The sequence below is a fragment of the Micromonospora sp. LA-10 genome (genome assembly GCF_051853095.1).
Lineage (GTDB): Bacteria > Actinomycetota > Actinomycetes > Mycobacteriales > Micromonosporaceae > Micromonospora > Micromonospora echinospora_A.
In genome coordinates, this window is record NZ_CP195710.1 from 730259 (window position 1) to 746623 (window position 16365).

Genomic DNA, 16365 nt, shown 5'->3' on the forward strand with positions numbered 1-16365 from the left:
TCCGACCCTCTGACCTGGTCTTTGTGCCCCTGCTCCGGCCCGTCGCCGCCACCTAGCGTCGGAGGCGGACACAGGGAGGTTCGCCATGCGTACGTGGCAGGTGCAGGACGTGATGACCAGGGACGTGGCGTCGGTGCGGGAGGGCACGGCGTACCGGGAGATCGTCGACGTGCTGGCCGACCGGCACGTCACGGCGGCGCCGGTGGTGGACGAGACCCGCCGGGTGCTCGGCGTGGTGTCCGAGGCGGACCTGATGTACAAGGTGGAGCTGCTGGGCCAGCCGCGCGAGCGGCGGATCCTGCCCGACCGGCACCACCGCGAGGCACGGGCGAAGGCCGGCGCGACGCTCGCCGCCGACCTGATGACCACTCCCCCGGTCACGATCACGCCGGACGCGACGATCGTCGAGGCGGCCCGGCTGATGGACGTGCGCGGCGTGAAGCGGCTGCCGGTGGTCGACGACCTCGGCCGCCTCGTCGGCATAGTCACCCGGGGTGACCTGCTCAAGGTGCACCTGCGCCCGGACGCCGGCATCCGCCGCGACGTGGTCGAGGAGGTGCTGTGGCGCAGCCTCGGCGTCCGCGACGGCGTGGTCGACGTGACAGTGCATCGGGGTGTGGTGACGTTGACCGGGCAGGTGGAGCGCCGCTCCACGGCACAGCTCGCGGTGCGGCTGGCCCGGCAGGTCAGCGGCGTGGTCGAGGTGGTCGACGCGCTCGGCTACGCGATCGACGACGCCCCGATGGCGGCCCTGCGCATCGGCGGCGGCACCCCGGCCGGCATCGGCTGACCCGGCACGGATCGGTGGCGCCGGCCCGGGCCGGCGCCACCGTCGTCACTCCGCCCCGAGCGCGTCCAGCACCAGCGCGGCGGTCCAGCTGAACGCGGGCGAGCCCAGCCCGGCGCCGGTGTCCGGGTGGAAGTACTCGTGGCAGCCGGCCCGGTCGACCAGGTCGAGCAGCGACTCGCGCAGCCCGGCGGCCAGGTCGGCCCGGCGGTGGGTACGCAGGCCCTGCCAGAGCAGCCAACCGGTGTTGATCCAGCTCGGGCCGCGCCAGTAGCGCAGCGGCTCGAAGTCCGGCGCGGTGCGGTCGTACGTGGGCAGCGGCCGGTCCATCCGGGCGGCCAGCCCGAAGCGCGGCGAGCACGCCTCGGCCAGCACCGCGCTCACCTGCGCCGACGGCAGCTCGGGCAGCGCCAGCGGCATCAGCCCGAGCACGGTGCGGGCCGGCACGAGCCGGTCGGCGCGTACGTCGCGGGGGCGGAACGTGCCGGTGACCGGGTCCCAGAGGCGGGTGACGATCGCCTCGGTGATCCGGGCGCCCCGGTCGCGGTGCGGCCCCGGGTCGGCGCCGATCACGGTGGCGATGCGCGCGAGGGCGTACTCGGAGACGCCGAGCGCCGCGTTCACCAGGGGGCACTCCACCAGGAACGGATGCCGGCCGAGCAGCCCTTCGTCCCGGTAGCGGCCGGCGCGGTACGACTCCACGAGCGCGACGTAGCGCGCGTAGTCCAGGTCGGTGGGGCGCTGCGCCGCGTCGGCGTGCGCGGTGTCGTGCCGGCGGTACGCGCGCATCACCGCCTCGTCGGCCGGCACCGCGGCGAGCGGCGCGTCCCAGGCCGGGCTGTTGTCCAGTCCGGACTCCCACGGGTGCACGATCGACGCCAGCCCGCCGCCGCCGGCGTCGCGCCGCCCGGTCAGGTAGCGCTGCTGCGCGACGAGCCTCGGGTAGAGCCGGCGCAGCGCGGCCACCGACGCCTCGCCGGGCGCGCGGCGGTGCACCAGCCAGGCGGCCGGGGCGTGCACCGGCGGCTGGACGATCCCGGAGGTGGCCCGGGCCGGGGCGCCGTCGGCGCGGGCGGAGTCCCAGAACTGCGGCCCGGGGAAGTACGGCCCGGCGCGCGAGGCCGGGTTGAACACGATGTGCGGCACCCGGCCGTCGATCCACTGCGCGGCGAACAGTGTGCGCAGTTCCCGCCAGGCCCGGTCGGGGCGCACGTGGGCCAGCCCGATCGCGATGAACGCCGAGTCCCAGCTCCACTGGTGCGGGTAGAGCGTGCGCGAGGGCACCGTGTGGTCGTGTTCCCAGTTCGCGTCCAGGGTGGCCAGCGCGAGGCGGCGCAGCCGGGCGTGGCGCTCCGCGTCGGCGCGTACCCCGGTGGTGAGCGTCATGCGGCGGCCCGCCGGGTACCGGCCTGGGCCAGCGCGTCGGCGGCCTGGCGCAGCGCGGCGACCGGCTCGCCGCGCAACCGGCACTCCAGGGCCAGCCAGCCGGAGTAGCCGATCGCGTCCAGCGTGGCCAGCAGCGCCGCCCAGTCCAGGTGCCCGGCGCCGGGCTGATGCCGGTTGGAGTCGCTGAGCTGCACGTGCCCGAGGTACGGCGCGGCAGCGCGCAGCGCGGCGTTCGGGTCGTCCTCCTCGATGTTCATGTGGTACGTGTCGGCGGCCACCCGCAGCGCCGGTGACCCGACCGCGCGGCACAGCTCGACGGCCTGGTCGAGCCGGTTGACCATGTGGTCCTCGTACCGGTTGAGCGGTTCCAGGAACAGCGTGACCCCCTCGGCGCGGGCGTGCCCGGCCAGCTCGCCCAGCGCGTCGACGAGCACCCGCCGGTCGCCGTCCGGCGAGCGTGGCGGTTCGAACGGCGGCAGCCGGTAGGAGAACATGCCCCACGCGGCCGGGGTCATCGCGCCGACGCCGCCCAGCTCGGCGATCACCGAGAGCTGGGAGCGCAGGTTGTCCACCGCGTCACGGGAGCGGCCCGGGTCGAAGTCGCCGATGAAGTGGTCCATCTCCACGCAGACGGTCGGCATGACCACGCCGGCGGCGCGGGCGCGGCGCAGCTCCGGCAGCCGCCCGGCCAGCGCGAGCCCGCCCCGGCCGCGCAGCTCGATGCCCTGATAGCCGAGGGAGACGGCGAGGGCGTACTTCCGGGTCAGGTCGACGCCGGGGAGCAGCTGCTCCTGGCAGGCGAGCGGAATGTCCATCAGAACCTCAGCACCACTTGGAGGACGTCACCGTCACCGCGGTCGAGCAACGCCAGGGCGTCGGCCACCGCGCCCGCGTCGACGACGTGGCTCACCAGCGGCAGCGGGTCGACGCTGCCCTCGGCCACCAGGTCCATGAACGTGTCCGCGATCCGGGTCCCGGACCACCGGCCGGCCGTGCCGGGTGCCGGATCCGGCCCGGAGACCTGGGCGGCCACCAGCTGGATCCGGTTGTGGTGGAACTCCTCGCCGAGTTCCAGCCCGTGGGCGTACCCCTGGTAGAAGCCGGCCGCGACGACGCGGCCGGCGCGCGCGGTGGCCCGGATCGCCTCGTGCAGCGCCGGGTACGACCCGGACAGCTCCAGGCACACGTCGGCGCCCCGGCCGCCGGTGGCGCCGCGCAGCGCGGCGGCGGGCGACTCGGCGGCGGCGTCGACCACCCGGCGGGCGCCGAGCCCGGTGGCGTGCGCGAGCCGCCCGGGCATCCGGTCGACGGCGACCACGCGGGTGCCGGAGAGCACCGCGAGCCGGGTGCCGAGCAGCCCGATCACGCCCTGCCCGAAGACGCCCACCCAGTCGCCCAGGTGCAGGTCACCGGCGAGCACCGCGGTCAGCGCGATGGCGCCGGGGCGGGCGAAGACGGCGGCGAGCGGGTCGATGCCGGGCGGCAGCGGATGTGCCGCCGCGGCGGGCAGCACCGCTTCGGCGCGGTGCCCCCAGATGCCCCAGACGAGCTGGCCGGGTAGCCGGTCGGCGACGTCGGGAGCGGCCTCGACGATCTCGCCGACCTCCTCGTAGCCGAAACCCACCACCGGGTACGCGGGCCCGGCCTGCCGGGGCACGAACATGCGGGCGCCGGCGTCCCAGTCCTTACGCAGGCGCGGGTTGCTGCCCCGGTAGAGCGTGAGTTCGGTGCCGGCGGAGATGCCCGAGTAGCGGGTGCGGACGCGGACCTGGCCCGGACCGAGCCGGTCCGCGGGGCAGGGCTCCAGGCGTACGTGCCGGGGCCCGGCCAGAGAGACAACCCAGTTGCTCATGGCGTCGCTCCGAAGAAAGTGCCGACCTCGATTCTAACCCAAAAAATGGGCATATGTGATTACATTGATGAATCGATGGGTATTAGCGGCAAGCCGTACTCTTTCGAGAGGAGTGCCACCGATGTCATCACCCTCAACGCGGCGGCTCGCAATCAGCCTGATCCTGGCACTGGCCGGGACCGGCGTGGCCGCATGCAGCGACGACGGGCAGAAATCCGACAGTTCCCGGATCACCGTCTGGAGCCTGGAAGACGTGGCGGACCGGGTCGCCGCCACCAAGGCGATCATCGCCGACTACACCGCCAAGACCGGCGTACAGGTCAACCTGGTCACCGTCAACGAGGACCAGTTCCCGTCCCTGATCGCCTCCAGCGCCGCCGCCGGCGACCTGCCCGACGTGGTCGGCTCGGTCTCCCTGGCCGGGGTGCGCACGCTGTCCGCGAACGAACTGGTCGACGCCGACGCCAACGGCGCTGTCGTCGACCGGCTCGGCAAGGACACGTTCACGCCCCGCGCGCTGGAACTCACCAGCGACGGCGGCAAGCAGCTCGCCGTACCCAGCGACGGGTGGGGCCAGCTGCTCGTCTACCGCAAGGACCTGTTCGCCGCCGCCGGCCTGCCCGCGCCCGACACGTACGAGAAGATCGCCGCCGCGGCGGCGAAGCTGAACACCGGCGGCGTCGCCGGCATCACCGCGGCCACCGCACCCGGCGACGTGTTCACCCAGCAGACGTTCGAACACCTGGCGCTGGCGAACAACTGCCGGCTCACCGACGACTCCGGCAAGGTCACGCTCGACTCCCCCGAGTGCGTCGAGGCGTTCCGCTTCTACGGCGACCTGATGCGCAACAACTCGGTCAAGGGCGCCCAGGACGTCGACACCACCCGCGCCACCTACTTCGCCGGCAAGGCAGCCATGCTGATCTGGTCGCCGTTCATCCTCGACGAGCTGGCCGGGCTGCGCGCCGACGCCCGCCCCACCTGCCCCCAGTGCCAGTCCGACCCGGCCTGGCTGGCGAAGAACAGCGGGTTCGTCACCGCGATCAAGGGCCCGAACGGCACCGAACCCGCCCAGTACGGCGAGGTCAGCTCCTGGTCCGTGCTCGACGGCGCGGCCGACCCGGCGAAGTCGTTCGTGGAGTACATGCTCTCCGACGGCTACCCGCGCTGGTTCGGCATGTCCCCCGAAGGACGGTTCCCGGTGCGCACCGGCACGCCGGAGGACAAGCAGAAGTTCCACACCGTCTGGAACACCAGCCCGGCCGGCGTGGACACCAAGAAGCCGCTGTCCGAGGTCTACGGCGAGGACGTGCTCGCCACGCTGCGGCGCAGCCCCGACACGTTCCAGCGCTGGGGCCTGACCGAGAACCAGGGCAAACTTGTCGGCGCGATCCTCGGTGAACTGCCCGTACCCAAGGCGCTCGCCGACGTCGTCGGCGGCAAGTCCGACGCCCGCGCCGCCGCCGAACGCGCCCGCAAGGACGTCGAAGCGATAGCCAAGGGCGTCAATTGACCACCACCGCGCCGGAGGCCGGCCGCTCCCCCGCACCGGAGCGACCGCGCCGACCCGGCCGCCGCCCGCTGACGCTGCGCCGCCGCGAGTCCCGCGCCGGGCTCGCGCTCGTCGCCCCGACCCTGCTCGTCGTGCTCGCGGTGATCGGCATACCCATCGTCTGGACGGTGGTGCTGGCCTTCCAACGGGTACGCCTGGCGACACTGCGCAAGACCGGCCTGTTCGGCGAGCTGACGCTGGACAACATCGACCGGGTCCTGCACACCCCCGGATTCGCCGACACGCTCTGGACCACGGTGCTCTACAGCGTCGGCGGCACCGCCGGCTCCATCGTGGTCGGCCTGGTGGCCGCGCTGGCCGTCCGCGGGCCGTTTCGGGGCCGCACCCTGGTACGCGCGTCGATGCTGCTGCCGTACGTGGCGCCGGTGGTCGCCATGACGTTCGTCTGGCAGGTCATGCTCGACCCGCAACTCGGCATCGTCAACGACTGGGGACGGCGCTTCCTCGGCTGGGACCAACCGGTGCCGTTCCTGTCCCAGGAGTCCACCGCGCTGTGGACGGTGATCGCGTTCGAGGCGTGGCGCTACTTCCCGTTCGCGTTCCTGTTCCTGCTCGCGCGGCTCCAGGCGGTGCCCGGCGAGCTGGAGGAGGCCGCCCGGGTCGACGGCGCGACACCCACCCAGCGGTTCCGGCACATCCTGCTGCCGCAGCTCATGCCGGTGATCGCGCTGATCGGCGTACTGCGGTTCATCATGACGTTCAACAAGTTCGACGACGTCTACCTGCTCACCGGCGGCTCCGCCGGCACCGAGGTGGTGAGCGTGCGCGTCTACCAGTTCCTCACCGCCCGTACCGACATCGGCGCGGCCGCCGCCCAGGCCGTCGTGCTCGCCGTGGTGCTGCTCGTGTTCGTGGCGATCTACCTGCGCTTCTTCGGCGCGCGACGGGAGGCGTGATGGACCGGGACCGGATCGAGACGGTCAGCCTGCGCTGGCTGCGCCGGCTGGTGATCGCCGGGTTCCTGGTGGTCACGCTGCTGCCGTTCTGGTACATGCTGGTGCTGTCGGTACGCCCCATCGAACGCCTGCTGCTCGAACCAGGCTCGTTGTGGGTGCCGTTCGGCGAGCTGACCGTCGCCACGTACGCCGAGGTCCTCAAGTCCGTCTCCGACGGCGGCCAGGGCTTCCTCACGTTCATCCGCAACAGCGGCCTGGTGGCGCTCGCCGCCACCGCGCTCACCCTGGTGATCGCCATTCCCGGCGCGTACGCGGTGTCCCGCCTGCGGTTCTTCGGCCGCCGGCAGGTCAGCGCGCTGTTCCTGGCGGTCTACCTGTTCCCGTCGATCGTCATCGCGATCCCGCTGTTCGTGGTCTTCACCCGGGCCGGGCTGCGCGGGTCGCTGACCGGGCTCGTGCTCGTCTACATCTCGCAGACGCTGCCCGTCTCGGTCTACATGCTGAAGAACTACTTCGAGACCATCCCGGTCAGCCTGGAGGAGTCGGCGGCGATCGACGGCGCGGGCCGCCTGGGCATCATCCGCCGGGTCAGCCTGCCACTGGCCGCGCCGTCGGTGATGGCCGTCGCGCTGTACGACTTCATGATCGCCTGGAACGAGTACCTGTTCGCGCTGCTCTTCCTGGTCGACCGGCCCGACCGGTGGACCGTGTCGCTGGGGCTGTCGCTGCTCGCCGACGGCGTCGAGGTGCCCAAGACCGTGCTGATGGCCGGCTCGGTCATCCTCACACTGCCGATCGTGGTGCTCTTCTTCGCCGGAGAGCGGCTGCTCACCGAGGGACTCACCAGCGGAGCCGAGAAGGGCTGAGCGTCCGTGCCAGGATGATCGGGTGCGAGCATCACGGGAGGAGCGGCCGGCCGGCGCACGGGCGGCCCGGCTGCTCACCGAGGCGCTCGCCCCGACCGTCCTGGTCACGGCGCTGCCGCTGATCGCCGCCGCCCGGGTCAGCCGCTCGGTCGGCCAGTTCCTGCTCTGGGGCGGCATCGCGCTGCTGTTCTGCGCCGTCATCCCGATCGGCGTGCTCGTACACGGCGTACGCCGGGGGCGGCTCACCGACCGGCACGTCGGCGACCGCACCCAGCGGGCTCGGCCGCTGTCGATCGGGCTCGCCTCGGTCGCGGCCGGGTTGCTGCTGCTGGCCGCGGTACGCGCGCCCGCCGAACTGTTCGCCGTGATCGTCGTGGTCTTCGTGGTCGGCGCGGCGTGCGCGCTGGTCAACCACTGGTGGAAGCTCAGCATCCACGCGGCGGTGGTCGCCGCCACCGTCGCCGTGCTGGTGCCGCTGGTCGGCCCGGCCGCGAACCTCGGCTGGCCCCTCGTGGCGGCGGTCGGCTGGTCCCGGGTACGGCTGAGCGACCACACCTGGCCGCAGGTGCTGGCCGGCGTCGCGCTGGGCGGGCCGCTGGCCGCCGCCACGTTCCTGGCGCTCGCCTGACCCCAGCCCACAAGATCAGCTACGGTGGCCTCATGGGCAAGCCGACCCGCTGGGTGACCGACACGAACCCCGGCCACTCGCAGTGGTACGTGGACCGCTTCCGCCAGCTCGCCGCCGAAGGCGCCGACCTGTCCGGTGAGGCGCGGCTGCTGGACGCGCTCGTCCCGCCCGGCGCGCGCATCCTGGACGCCGGCTGCGGCACCGGCCGGGTCGCCGCCGCGCTCGCCGCACGCGGGCACGACGCCGTCGGCGTGGACGCCGACCCGACACTCGTCGAGGCGGCCCGCGCCGACCACCCCGGCCCCCGCTTCCTCGTCGCCGACCTGGCCGAGCTGGACCTGCCCGCCCAGGGCGAGCCCGAGCCGTTCGACGCCGCCGTGCTGGCCGGCAACGTGATGGTCTTCGTCGCCCCCGGCACCGAACGCGACGTGCTCGGCCGGGTCGCCGCGCACGTACGCCCGGACGGCCTGGTCGTGGTCGGCTTCGCCACCGACCGGGGCTACCCGGTGGCCGACCTGGAGGCCGACGCGGTGGCCGCCGGACTGCGCCCCGAACACCGCTTCGCCACCTGGGACCTGCGTCCCTGGCGCGACGACGCCGACTTCGCGGTGACCGTGCTGCGCCGCCCCGCCGACTGATCCGCTCCCGCACCTCCGCCGGCCGGCGCCGTGCGATCTGGCCCACCCCGACCTGCACGCTCGTCACCAACTGAATGTGGCGGGCGCGTGCCGACGGACTGTGCGGCCGGCGCTCTTTACCACCGACCGGTCAGGCCGGTGCGGCCACGGTGCGGGCGGCCTCCGGGTCGAGCGGGCTGCCCGCCGGCAGCAGGTCCACCAGGCCCGCCGGCAGCCGCACCGGGCGCACGCCCGCGTACCCGAGCATGCCGGCCACCTCTGCGCCGGCCAGCGCGTACCGCCGTCCCAGGTCGGTGACCACACAGATCGCGCCGCCGGTCGCGCCCGGCGCGGCCGCCGCCTCCACCAGCGCGCCGCGTCCCGGCTCCACCACCACCTCGTCGGCGAGCCCGGCCCGGCCGCCGGGTGTCCGCGTGGCGGCGGCCAGGTCCGGCGCGGTGACGCCGACGCGGATCTCGCGTACCCCGGTGTCGTCGCCGGCCCGCGCGCAGAGCGCACCGCCCTCCGCCGCGGCCAGCGAGGGCGGGACGGCGGGCGGCGCGGCCGGCCCGCCGGGCACCAGACCGGGCAGCTTCGGCAGCGCGGCGAACCGGCCGAGCGTGATCGGTTCCGGCTCCCCCTGGCCGGTACGCGCCAGCAGCAGCGCCGCCTGCAACTCGGTGATGCCGGCCAGCCCGCCGCGCTGGGCCACCGCGTACTGCCGCCCGCCACCGGAGTTGCGCACCAGGTAGACGTCACCCACACTCGCGCCGGTGACCCGCTCGGACGGCTCACCGAGGTCGCCGACCTGCGGCGGGACCAGGTCGGCGCCGGCCCGCAGCGAGTTGAGCAGCGCCGCCGCGACCGGCACCGCCCGTTCCCGGGTGGCGGCCAGCGCGGCGAGCACCCGGTCGGTGTCGCGCAGCAGGTAGCGCCGGTCGTGCCAGACCAGGTGCAGGCCGCCGTCCGGGTGGCGTGCCAGCAGACCCTGGTCGCCGAGCGCCCGGCCGCCGGTGGCCTCCCGGCCGATCAGCAGCACCGACCGGGCCTCGCCGCGCCCCGCCTCGTCCCCTTCCGTCGAGCACAGCGTCCACGCGTCGCGGACGAGCCGGTTCGGTGCGGGCAGCGAGTCCGGCGCGTCGGCGATGCCCAGCGGCAGACCGCGCGGCACCCCCTCGATGGCACGGCGGCTGACCAGCACCGTCTTCGGCTGCTCCGCCCCGATGATCAGCAGCGCGGAGGCGTAGTTGAGCACCGGGTGCAGCTTCTCGTCCCGGTAGACGAACCGCGCGCCGGACTCCTTCTCCACGATCACCGCGCCCGTCTCGCGCCACGAGTCGCCGCCCCCGGTGAACAGGCCGTAGAGGGCGACGCCGCCGAGCGCGATCGCCGCGACCAGGACGCTGGCCAGACCGGCGCCGGCCAGCCTGCGGAACGGCGACTGCGGCGGGTCGGTCTCCCGCATGACGAGCGCGGCGACCGCCCGCTGGACGGTGAACTGGTACGAGTGCAGCTGGTCCTGCCGCGACGCCATCGGGTCCCTTCCCGCCGGGATGGTCGGCGCACAGGATAAGCGCTCCGTCGATGCCTCGGCGACCCTGCGTGTCCCTCGCCGGCCCTTCGTTGTCGGCCCGTTCCGCCAGTACGCCGAGGTGGCTGCATCCCCCCGACCCGGACCCGACCACCTCCCCGAACGGGAGTGGATCACCGCACGGGGGTGAGCGCCCGCGCTCGGCCCGAGCGCAAGCACGCCGAGGTGGCTGCATCCCACCGACCCGCACCCGACCACCTCCCCGAGCTGCAGTGGATCAAGCCCCGAAACAGGCACCTAGCCACCGCGCGCGCTCCGCATGGGCCCGCCGGCACCATGCCCAGCGGGACAGCGCGTTCGAAACCTCCCTCGTTCCCGAAGCACCCGCCCGCAAGCACGCCGAAGTGGCTGCATCCCACCGACCCGGACCCGACCACCTCCCCGAACTGAAGTGGATCAACCCACGGGCTGAGCGCCCGCGCCCCATCCCAGCGCAAGCACGCCGAAGTTGCTGCATCACACCCACCCGGACCACACCACCTCCCCGAACTGGAGTGGATCAAGGCACGGAACAGGCACCACGGGCATCAGCCAACCCACAAGCTCCGCATGAGCCCCACAGACATCAGGCCCCCGCGGGACAGTGCGATCGAAACCGCCCTCGCCCGATGCCCCGCCCGCCAGCTCCCCGAGGTAGTCACCTCACACCGGCCCGACCCGACCACCTCCCCGAACTGGAGTCGATCAAGACAGGGACAGGCACGGCCACCCATCAGCCGAGCCAACGCCCCGCCTCCGCACACGCCCTGCACGCACCACCCCAGGCGAGACACCCCCCGCGCCAAACCCGCCCGCTCCAAACCCGCCCAGCCCCGAGGCAACCCGCCCGCCAGCTCCCCGAAGTTGCTGCATCACACCCACCTGGACCCCACCACCTCCCCGAACTGGAGTCGATCAAGGTGGCCGGGCCCCGCCGCACCAGGCACCCACCCGGAATGGATACCCCGGGGGGTGTGTTACACATGCCGGAACCCGAACCAACGGAGGTACTGATGGCCAGCGTGGCGTTGACCACCACCGACTTCGCGGAGACCGTCAACCGGGACGGCATCGTCCTGGTCGACTTCTGGGCCGGCTGGTGCGGCCCCTGCCGCGCGTTCGCGCCGGTCTACGAGAAGGCCGCCGAGCAGCATCCGGACATCGCCTTCGGCAAGGTCGACACCGAGGCGGAGCCAGCCCTCGCGGCCGCGGCGCAGATCCGGTCGATCCCGACACTGATGGCGTTCCGGGACGGCGTGCTGGTGTTCGCCCAGCCGGGCGCCCTGTCGACGGCCGGGCTGGAGGAGTTGATCCGGGCCGTGCGCGACCTCGACATGGACGAGGTCCGGGCCAAGACCGCCTGAAGGGTGGCGGCACGGGTACCCCCTGGGGTATCTTCGAGCGCAGGAGGTACGACGTGAATCTTCGACCCGAGATGACCGGCGAGGCGCTGACCCGGCTCAAGCGGGCCCGCGGGCAGCTCAACGCCGTCATCGAGATGATGGAGAACGGTGAGGACTGCCGCTCCGCACTGACCCAGCTCGCCGCGGTCTCGAAGGCCATCGACCGGGCCGGCTTCAAGATCATTGCCTCCGGCATGCGCTACTGCGACGCCGCCCGCCAGGCGGGCGAGGAGCCGGAGATGACCGAGGAGGAGCTGGAGAAGCTCTTCCTGTCCCTGGCCTGACGGCCCCTGGCCTGACGGCACCCGCCTGACCGGCTGAGTCCCGCCCGCGCCGTGTGACCACGGCGCGGGTGGGTAAACCACTGCCTGGGGAACCCGGGCCGCAGACTGTCCCTCGCATACCCCCCGGGGTATATAGGCAAAGAGAGGAAACGGCATGACTCTCGACGTGTCCGTCATCGCGACCTCCTCGCTCGGCGACCGCAGCTACCTGGCCTCCGACGGCCGGGTAGCGATCGTGGTCGACCCGCAGCGCGACATCGACCGCGTCCTGTACCTGGCCGGCGCCAAGGGCGTCCGGATCACCCACGTGGTGGAGACGCACATCCACAACGACTACGTCTCCGGCGGCCTGGAACTGGCCCGGATCACCGGCGCGCAGTACCTGGTGGCGGCCGCCGACACCGTCGAGTTCGACCGCACGCCGGTCTCCGACGGCGACACCGTGCCGGTCTCGGACACGATGCGGCTGCGGGTGCTCGGCACCCCGGGCCACACGTTCCACCACCTGTCGTACGTGCTCGACGAGCGCGACGGCGGCTGGACGCCGGCCGGCGTGTTCACCGGCGGGTCGCTGCTGTTCGGCACCACCGGCCGCACCGACCTGCTCGGCCAGCAGTACGCGCACGAGCTTGCGCACCACCAGTACGCCTCGGCCCGCAAGCTGGCCGACCTGCTGCCCGACGGCGCGCAGGTGTGGCCCACGCACGGCTTCGGCAGCTTCTGCTCGGCCAGTCAGGCCGACGCGCCCGAGTCGACGATCGGCCGGGAGAAGGAGGCCAACCCGGTGCTGCGGCTGGCCGCCGACCAGTTCGTCACCGAGACGCTCGCCGGGCTGGACGCCTACCCGGCCTACTACGCCCACATGGGCGTCGCCAACGCCGCCGGGCCCGCCCCGGTCGACCTCACGCCGGTGTCCCGCGCCGACGCCGACGAGCTGCGCCGTCGTATCGCCGCCGGCGAGTGGGTGGTCGACCTGCGGCACCGCAAGGCGTACGCGGCCTCGCACCTGGCCGGCACCGTCAGTCTCGGCCTGGACGGGCCGATGTCGACCTGGCTCGGCTGGCTGATCGACTGGGGTGTGCCGGTGACGTTCCTGGCGCAGACCCCGGAGCAGGTCGCCGACGCCCAGCGGGAGCTGGTCCGCATCGGCATCGACCGCCCGGCCGCCCAGGCCACCGGCGAGCCCGAGCAGTGGACCGCCGACCCGGCGCAGCTGCGCGAGATGGCCGTGGCCGACTTCCCGGCGCTCGCCGCCGCGCAGGCCGGGAAGACCCCGGCCGGGCTGCCCGAGCCGCAGGTCGTCCTCGACGTGCGGATGACGAACGAGTGGAAGGCCGGGCACATCGACGGCGCGGTGCACGTACCGCTGCCGGACGTGCCGAAGCGGCTCGCCGACATCCCCGCCGGGACGGTCTGGGTGCACTGCGGCTCCGGCTACCGGGCCACCGCCGCCGCGTCCCTTCTCGCCAACGCCGGCCGCGACGTGGTGCTGATCGACGACGCGTACGCCCGGGCCGCTGAGGCCGGCGTACGGATGGCGCCCGCCGCCTGACCTTCTCCCCCGACGCCCGGCCGGCGTGCCCGACACGCCGGCCGGCGTCGGACCCTGCCCGAAAACAGTCAAGGAGACAGAGCATGACCACGAGCACCCCCACCACCACCATCGACTCGGCCACCCTGCGCGAGCTGATCGCCGCGGGCCGTCCGCCCCGGATTCTCGACGTGCGTACGCCCGGCGAGTTCGAGGCGGCGCACATCCCCGGCGCGTACAACGTGCCGCTGGACCTGCTCCGCGAGCACCGCGCGGAGCTGCGCAACCACCTGGACGAGGACGTGGTGCTCGTCTGTCGCTCCGGCGCCCGGGCGAGCCAGGCCGGGCAGGCGCTCGGCGCCGTCGGCCTGCCCAACCTGAAGGTGCTCGACGGCGGCATGCTGGCCTGGCAGGCCACCGGCGCGCAGGTCAACCAGGGCCGGGCCCGCTGGGACCTGGAGCGCCAGGTGCGTCTCGTCGCCGGCGCGATCGTGCTCGCCGCCGTGCTCGGCTCGGTGTTCGTGCCCGGCCTGAAGTGGGTCGCCGCGTTCATCGGCGCCGGCCTCACGTTCGCCGCGCTCACCAACACCTGCGCCATGGGCATGCTGCTGAGCAAGCTGCCGTACAACCGCGGCGCGAGCTGCGACCTGGACACGATCGTCGGGCAGTTGCGCGACGGGGGCCGTAAGTGACCACCCTCGTGCTGACGCTGGCCGGCGCGGTGCTGATCGGCGTGACGCTGGGCCTGCTCGGCGGCGGCGGGTCGATCCTCGCCGTGCCGCTGCTGGTCTACGTCGCCGACCTGCCCGCCAAGGAGGCCATCGCCACCTCGCTGCTCGTCGTCGGCGTGACCAGCGCCGTGGGCGTGCTGCCGCACGCCTGGGCGAACCGGGTCCGCTGGCGTACCGGGCTCGTCTTCGGCGTGGCCGGCATGACCGGCGCGTACGCGGGCGGCCGGCTGGCCGAGTTCGTCCCGGCCGGTGTCCTGCTCACCGGGTTCGCCCTGATGATGCTGGCCACCGCTGTCGCGATGCTCCGGGGCCGCCGGTCCACCGAGGGCCGGTCGAAGCCGCACGAGCTGCCGATGCTGCGGGTGGTCGGGGACGGCGTGGTCGTCGGCCTGGTCACCGGCCTGGTCGGCGCGGGCGGCGGCTTCCTGGTCGTACCGGCGCTGGCCCTGCTCGGCGGGTTGCCGATGCCGGTGGCGGTCGGCACCTCGCTCGTCGTGATCGCGATGAAGTCGTTCGCGGGCCTGGCCGGCTACCTGTCCAGCGTGCAGATCCACTGGGGGCTGGCCGGCGCGGTCACTGTCGCCGCGGTCGTCGGCAGCCTGCTCGGTGGCCGGGTCGCCGGGCGGATCCCGGCCGATCTGCTGCGCCGCGGGTTCGGCTGGTTCGTCGTGGTGATGGGCGTGTTCGTGCTCGCGCAGCAACTGCCGCCGGTTTGGGGACTCGCCGTGGGAGCGGTCGCCGTGGCCGGTACGGTCACCATGGCGGTGCGGGCCCGCCGAGGAAGGGGACACAGTGGACAGCAGCGCCTGGGACAACCGGTACGCCGACACGCCCGGACTGGTGTGGAGCGCTGAGCCCAACCGTTTCGTGGTCGAGTCGGTCACCGGCCTGACCCCCGGGTCGGCGCTGGACATCGCCGCCGGCGAGGGACGCAACGCGGTCTGGCTGGCCGGTCAGGGCTGGCGGGTGAACGCGGTGGACTTCTCCACCGTGGCCGTCGAGCGGGGGCGGCAGATGGCCGCCGCGCGGGGCGTGACTGTCGACTGGCGGGTCGCGGACGTGACCGCGTACCGGCCGGTGCCGAACAGCTACGACCTGGTGCTGATCAGCTACCTGCACCTGACCGCCGCCGACTTCGCAGGCGTGCTCGCCGCGGCGAAGTCCGCGCTGCGTCCCGGCGGCACGCTCGTGGTGGTCGGGCACGACCTGGCCAACCTCACCGGTGGCACCGGGGGCCCGCAGGACCCCGCCGTGCTTCTCACGCCCGAGGCGGTGGTCGACGGGCTGGCCGGGCTGCGGGTCCAGCGGGCCGAGACCGCACGCCGGCCGGTCCCGACGAGCGACGGCGGCGCCGTCGACGCGCTGGACACGGTCGTGGTGGCCACCCGCCCCGCCGACTGAGCGCCGCGCGCCGTGGTTCCGCCGGGCCGGGCCGGGACCGGCCGGTAGCATCCGGGGACGGATCAGCGGAGAGGACACCGGGTGGGCGCGCGTTTCGAGGAACTGGCCTGGCGGGAGACGCCGATCGGCGAGATCAGCCTGCGGCGGCGGCGCGACCCGGCGCTGGGCTCCGAGGTCTACGAGGTGAAGCTCGACGACGAGTACCTCATGTCCAGCGCCTTCCCGGTGGCGGAGATCGAGCTGGCCCGGCTCGGGCTGGCCCCGCTCACCGGCACGGAGCTGGACGTGGTGGTCGGCGGGCTCGGCCTCGGTTACACGGCGCGTACCGCGCTGGAGGATCCCCGGGTGCGTTCGCTGCTGGTGGTCGAGGCGATCGAGGACGTGATCGACTGGCATCGGCGGGACCTGCTGCCGTTCGCCGCCGGCCTGGCCGCTGATCCGCGTACCCGGTTCGTGCGGGCGGATTTCTTCGCCGCGGTCGCCGACGGCGGTTTCGACCCGGACGAGCCGGGGCGCCGCTTCCACGCGGTGCTGCTGGACGTGGACCACTCCCCCCGCCAGGTGCTGCACCCGAGCCACGCCGCGTTCTACACGGTCGACGGGCTGCGCCGCCTGGCCGCGCTGCTGCATCCGCAGGGGGTCTTCGCGCTGTGGTCGAACGACCCGCCGGACCAGGCGTTCCAGCGCACACTGACCGAGGTGTTCCCGACCTCGGTGGCGCACGTCGTCCGGTTCCCGAACCCGTTGCAGGGCCGGGAGGCGGCGAACACCGTGTACGTGGCCCGGCACTGACGCCGCCCGGCCGCGCATGGCTGCACGACCAGCGGGAAAGCGGACGGC

17 protein-coding genes are annotated in these 16365 nt (G+C 73.6%); 13 read left to right on the forward strand and 4 right to left on the reverse strand.

Annotation, left to right across the window (positions count from 1 at the left end):
- The first annotated feature begins 85 nt into the window (after nt 1-85).
- Nucleotides 86-790: a CBS domain-containing protein gene (locus ACSDG8_RS03470; protein ID WP_210942659.1), complete on the forward strand. Its 705-nt coding sequence runs from the start codon at nt 86-88 to the stop codon at nt 788-790.
- A 45-nt stretch (nt 791-835) separates the two neighbouring features.
- Here ACSDG8_RS03470 and ACSDG8_RS03475 read toward each other — a convergent pair whose 3' ends face one another.
- The 3 genes from ACSDG8_RS03475 to ACSDG8_RS03485 are packed head-to-tail and all read right to left on the reverse strand — an operon-like array spanning nt 836 to nt 4025.
- Nucleotides 836-2173, reverse strand: a complete 1338-nt coding sequence (locus tag ACSDG8_RS03475) for an MGH1-like glycoside hydrolase domain-containing protein (RefSeq protein WP_210942660.1) — start codon at nt 2171-2173, stop codon at nt 836-838.
- Complete coding sequence (locus ACSDG8_RS03480) at nt 2170-2988, reverse strand: sugar phosphate isomerase/epimerase family protein (protein ID WP_210942661.1); 819 nt, start codon at nt 2986-2988, stop codon at nt 2170-2172. The genes ACSDG8_RS03475 and ACSDG8_RS03480 overlap by 4 nt, the downstream gene beginning before the upstream one ends.
- A complete protein-coding gene (locus ACSDG8_RS03485) occupies nt 2988-4025 on the reverse strand; it encodes a zinc-binding dehydrogenase (RefSeq protein WP_210942662.1) in 1038 nt (345 codons plus the stop codon). Before ACSDG8_RS03485 ends, ACSDG8_RS03480 begins: the two co-directional genes overlap by 1 nt.
- 121 nt (nt 4026-4146) lie before the next feature.
- Here ACSDG8_RS03485 and ACSDG8_RS03490 point away from each other — a divergent pair, with 121 nt between their 5' ends.
- From ACSDG8_RS03490 to ACSDG8_RS03510, 5 genes are read left to right on the forward strand one after another with little or no spacing between them, the layout of a single operon-like run.
- Nucleotides 4147-5538 carry an ABC transporter substrate-binding protein gene (locus ACSDG8_RS03490; RefSeq protein ID WP_439427632.1) on the forward strand — a complete coding sequence of 464 codons (1392 nt, stop codon included), beginning with the start codon at nt 4147-4149 and terminating at the stop codon, nt 5536-5538.
- Nucleotides 5535-6494 (forward strand): carbohydrate ABC transporter permease, encoded by a 960-nt coding sequence (locus ACSDG8_RS03495; protein WP_210891244.1) that lies wholly within the window; start codon nt 5535-5537, stop codon nt 6492-6494. The genes ACSDG8_RS03490 and ACSDG8_RS03495 overlap by 4 nt, the downstream gene beginning before the upstream one ends.
- On the forward strand, nt 6494-7360 hold the full coding sequence (locus ACSDG8_RS03500; protein WP_013285935.1) for a carbohydrate ABC transporter permease: 867 nt from the start codon (nt 6494-6496) through the stop codon (nt 7358-7360). Before ACSDG8_RS03495 ends, ACSDG8_RS03500 begins: the two co-directional genes overlap by 1 nt.
- A gap of 22 nt (nt 7361-7382) precedes the next feature.
- A complete protein-coding gene (locus tag ACSDG8_RS03505) occupies nt 7383-7988 on the forward strand; it encodes a phosphatase PAP2 family protein (RefSeq protein WP_439427633.1) in 606 nt (201 codons plus the stop codon).
- A gap of 32 nt (nt 7989-8020) precedes the next feature.
- Nucleotides 8021-8626: a class I SAM-dependent methyltransferase gene (locus tag ACSDG8_RS03510; RefSeq protein ID WP_210891240.1), complete on the forward strand. Its 606-nt coding sequence runs from the start codon at nt 8021-8023 to the stop codon at nt 8624-8626.
- A gap of 130 nt (nt 8627-8756) precedes the next feature.
- On the opposite strand, the gene eccB is transcribed toward ACSDG8_RS03510, so the two are convergent.
- Nucleotides 8757-10139 carry a type VII secretion protein EccB gene (eccB, locus tag ACSDG8_RS03515; protein ID WP_439427634.1) on the reverse strand — a complete coding sequence of 461 codons (1383 nt, stop codon included), beginning with the start codon at nt 10137-10139 and terminating at the stop codon, nt 8757-8759.
- A gap of 1049 nt (nt 10140-11188) precedes the next feature.
- Between eccB and trxA the strand changes: the two genes are divergently transcribed.
- From trxA to ACSDG8_RS03550, 7 genes are all read left to right on the forward strand, one after another.
- On the forward strand, nt 11189-11539 hold the full coding sequence (gene trxA / locus ACSDG8_RS03520) for a thioredoxin (protein WP_210891229.1): 351 nt from the start codon (nt 11189-11191) through the stop codon (nt 11537-11539).
- 53 nt (nt 11540-11592) lie between these two features.
- Nucleotides 11593-11862: a metal-sensitive transcriptional regulator gene (locus ACSDG8_RS03525; RefSeq protein WP_210891227.1), complete on the forward strand. Its 270-nt coding sequence runs from the start codon at nt 11593-11595 to the stop codon at nt 11860-11862.
- A 154-nt stretch (nt 11863-12016) separates the two neighbouring features.
- Entirely contained in the window at nt 12017-13414 is a 1398-nt protein-coding gene (locus ACSDG8_RS03530) for a rhodanese-like domain-containing protein (protein ID WP_439427635.1), read from the forward strand.
- Nucleotides 13415-13497: 83 nt separating this feature from the next.
- Nucleotides 13498-14085 (forward strand): rhodanese-like domain-containing protein, encoded by a 588-nt coding sequence (locus tag ACSDG8_RS03535; protein ID WP_439427636.1) that lies wholly within the window; start codon nt 13498-13500, stop codon nt 14083-14085.
- Nucleotides 14082-14978, forward strand: coding sequence for a sulfite exporter TauE/SafE family protein (locus ACSDG8_RS03540; protein ID WP_210891221.1), 897 nt, complete (start codon nt 14082-14084; stop codon nt 14976-14978). The genes ACSDG8_RS03535 and ACSDG8_RS03540 overlap by 4 nt, the downstream gene beginning before the upstream one ends.
- Nucleotides 14917-15525, forward strand: a complete 609-nt coding sequence (locus ACSDG8_RS03545; RefSeq protein WP_439427637.1) for a class I SAM-dependent methyltransferase — start codon at nt 14917-14919, stop codon at nt 15523-15525. Before ACSDG8_RS03540 ends, ACSDG8_RS03545 begins: the two co-directional genes overlap by 62 nt.
- A gap of 81 nt (nt 15526-15606) precedes the next feature.
- Nucleotides 15607-16317 (forward strand): spermidine synthase, encoded by a 711-nt coding sequence (locus ACSDG8_RS03550; RefSeq protein WP_210891217.1) that lies wholly within the window; start codon nt 15607-15609, stop codon nt 16315-16317.
- Nucleotides 16318-16365 lie beyond the last annotated feature (48 nt).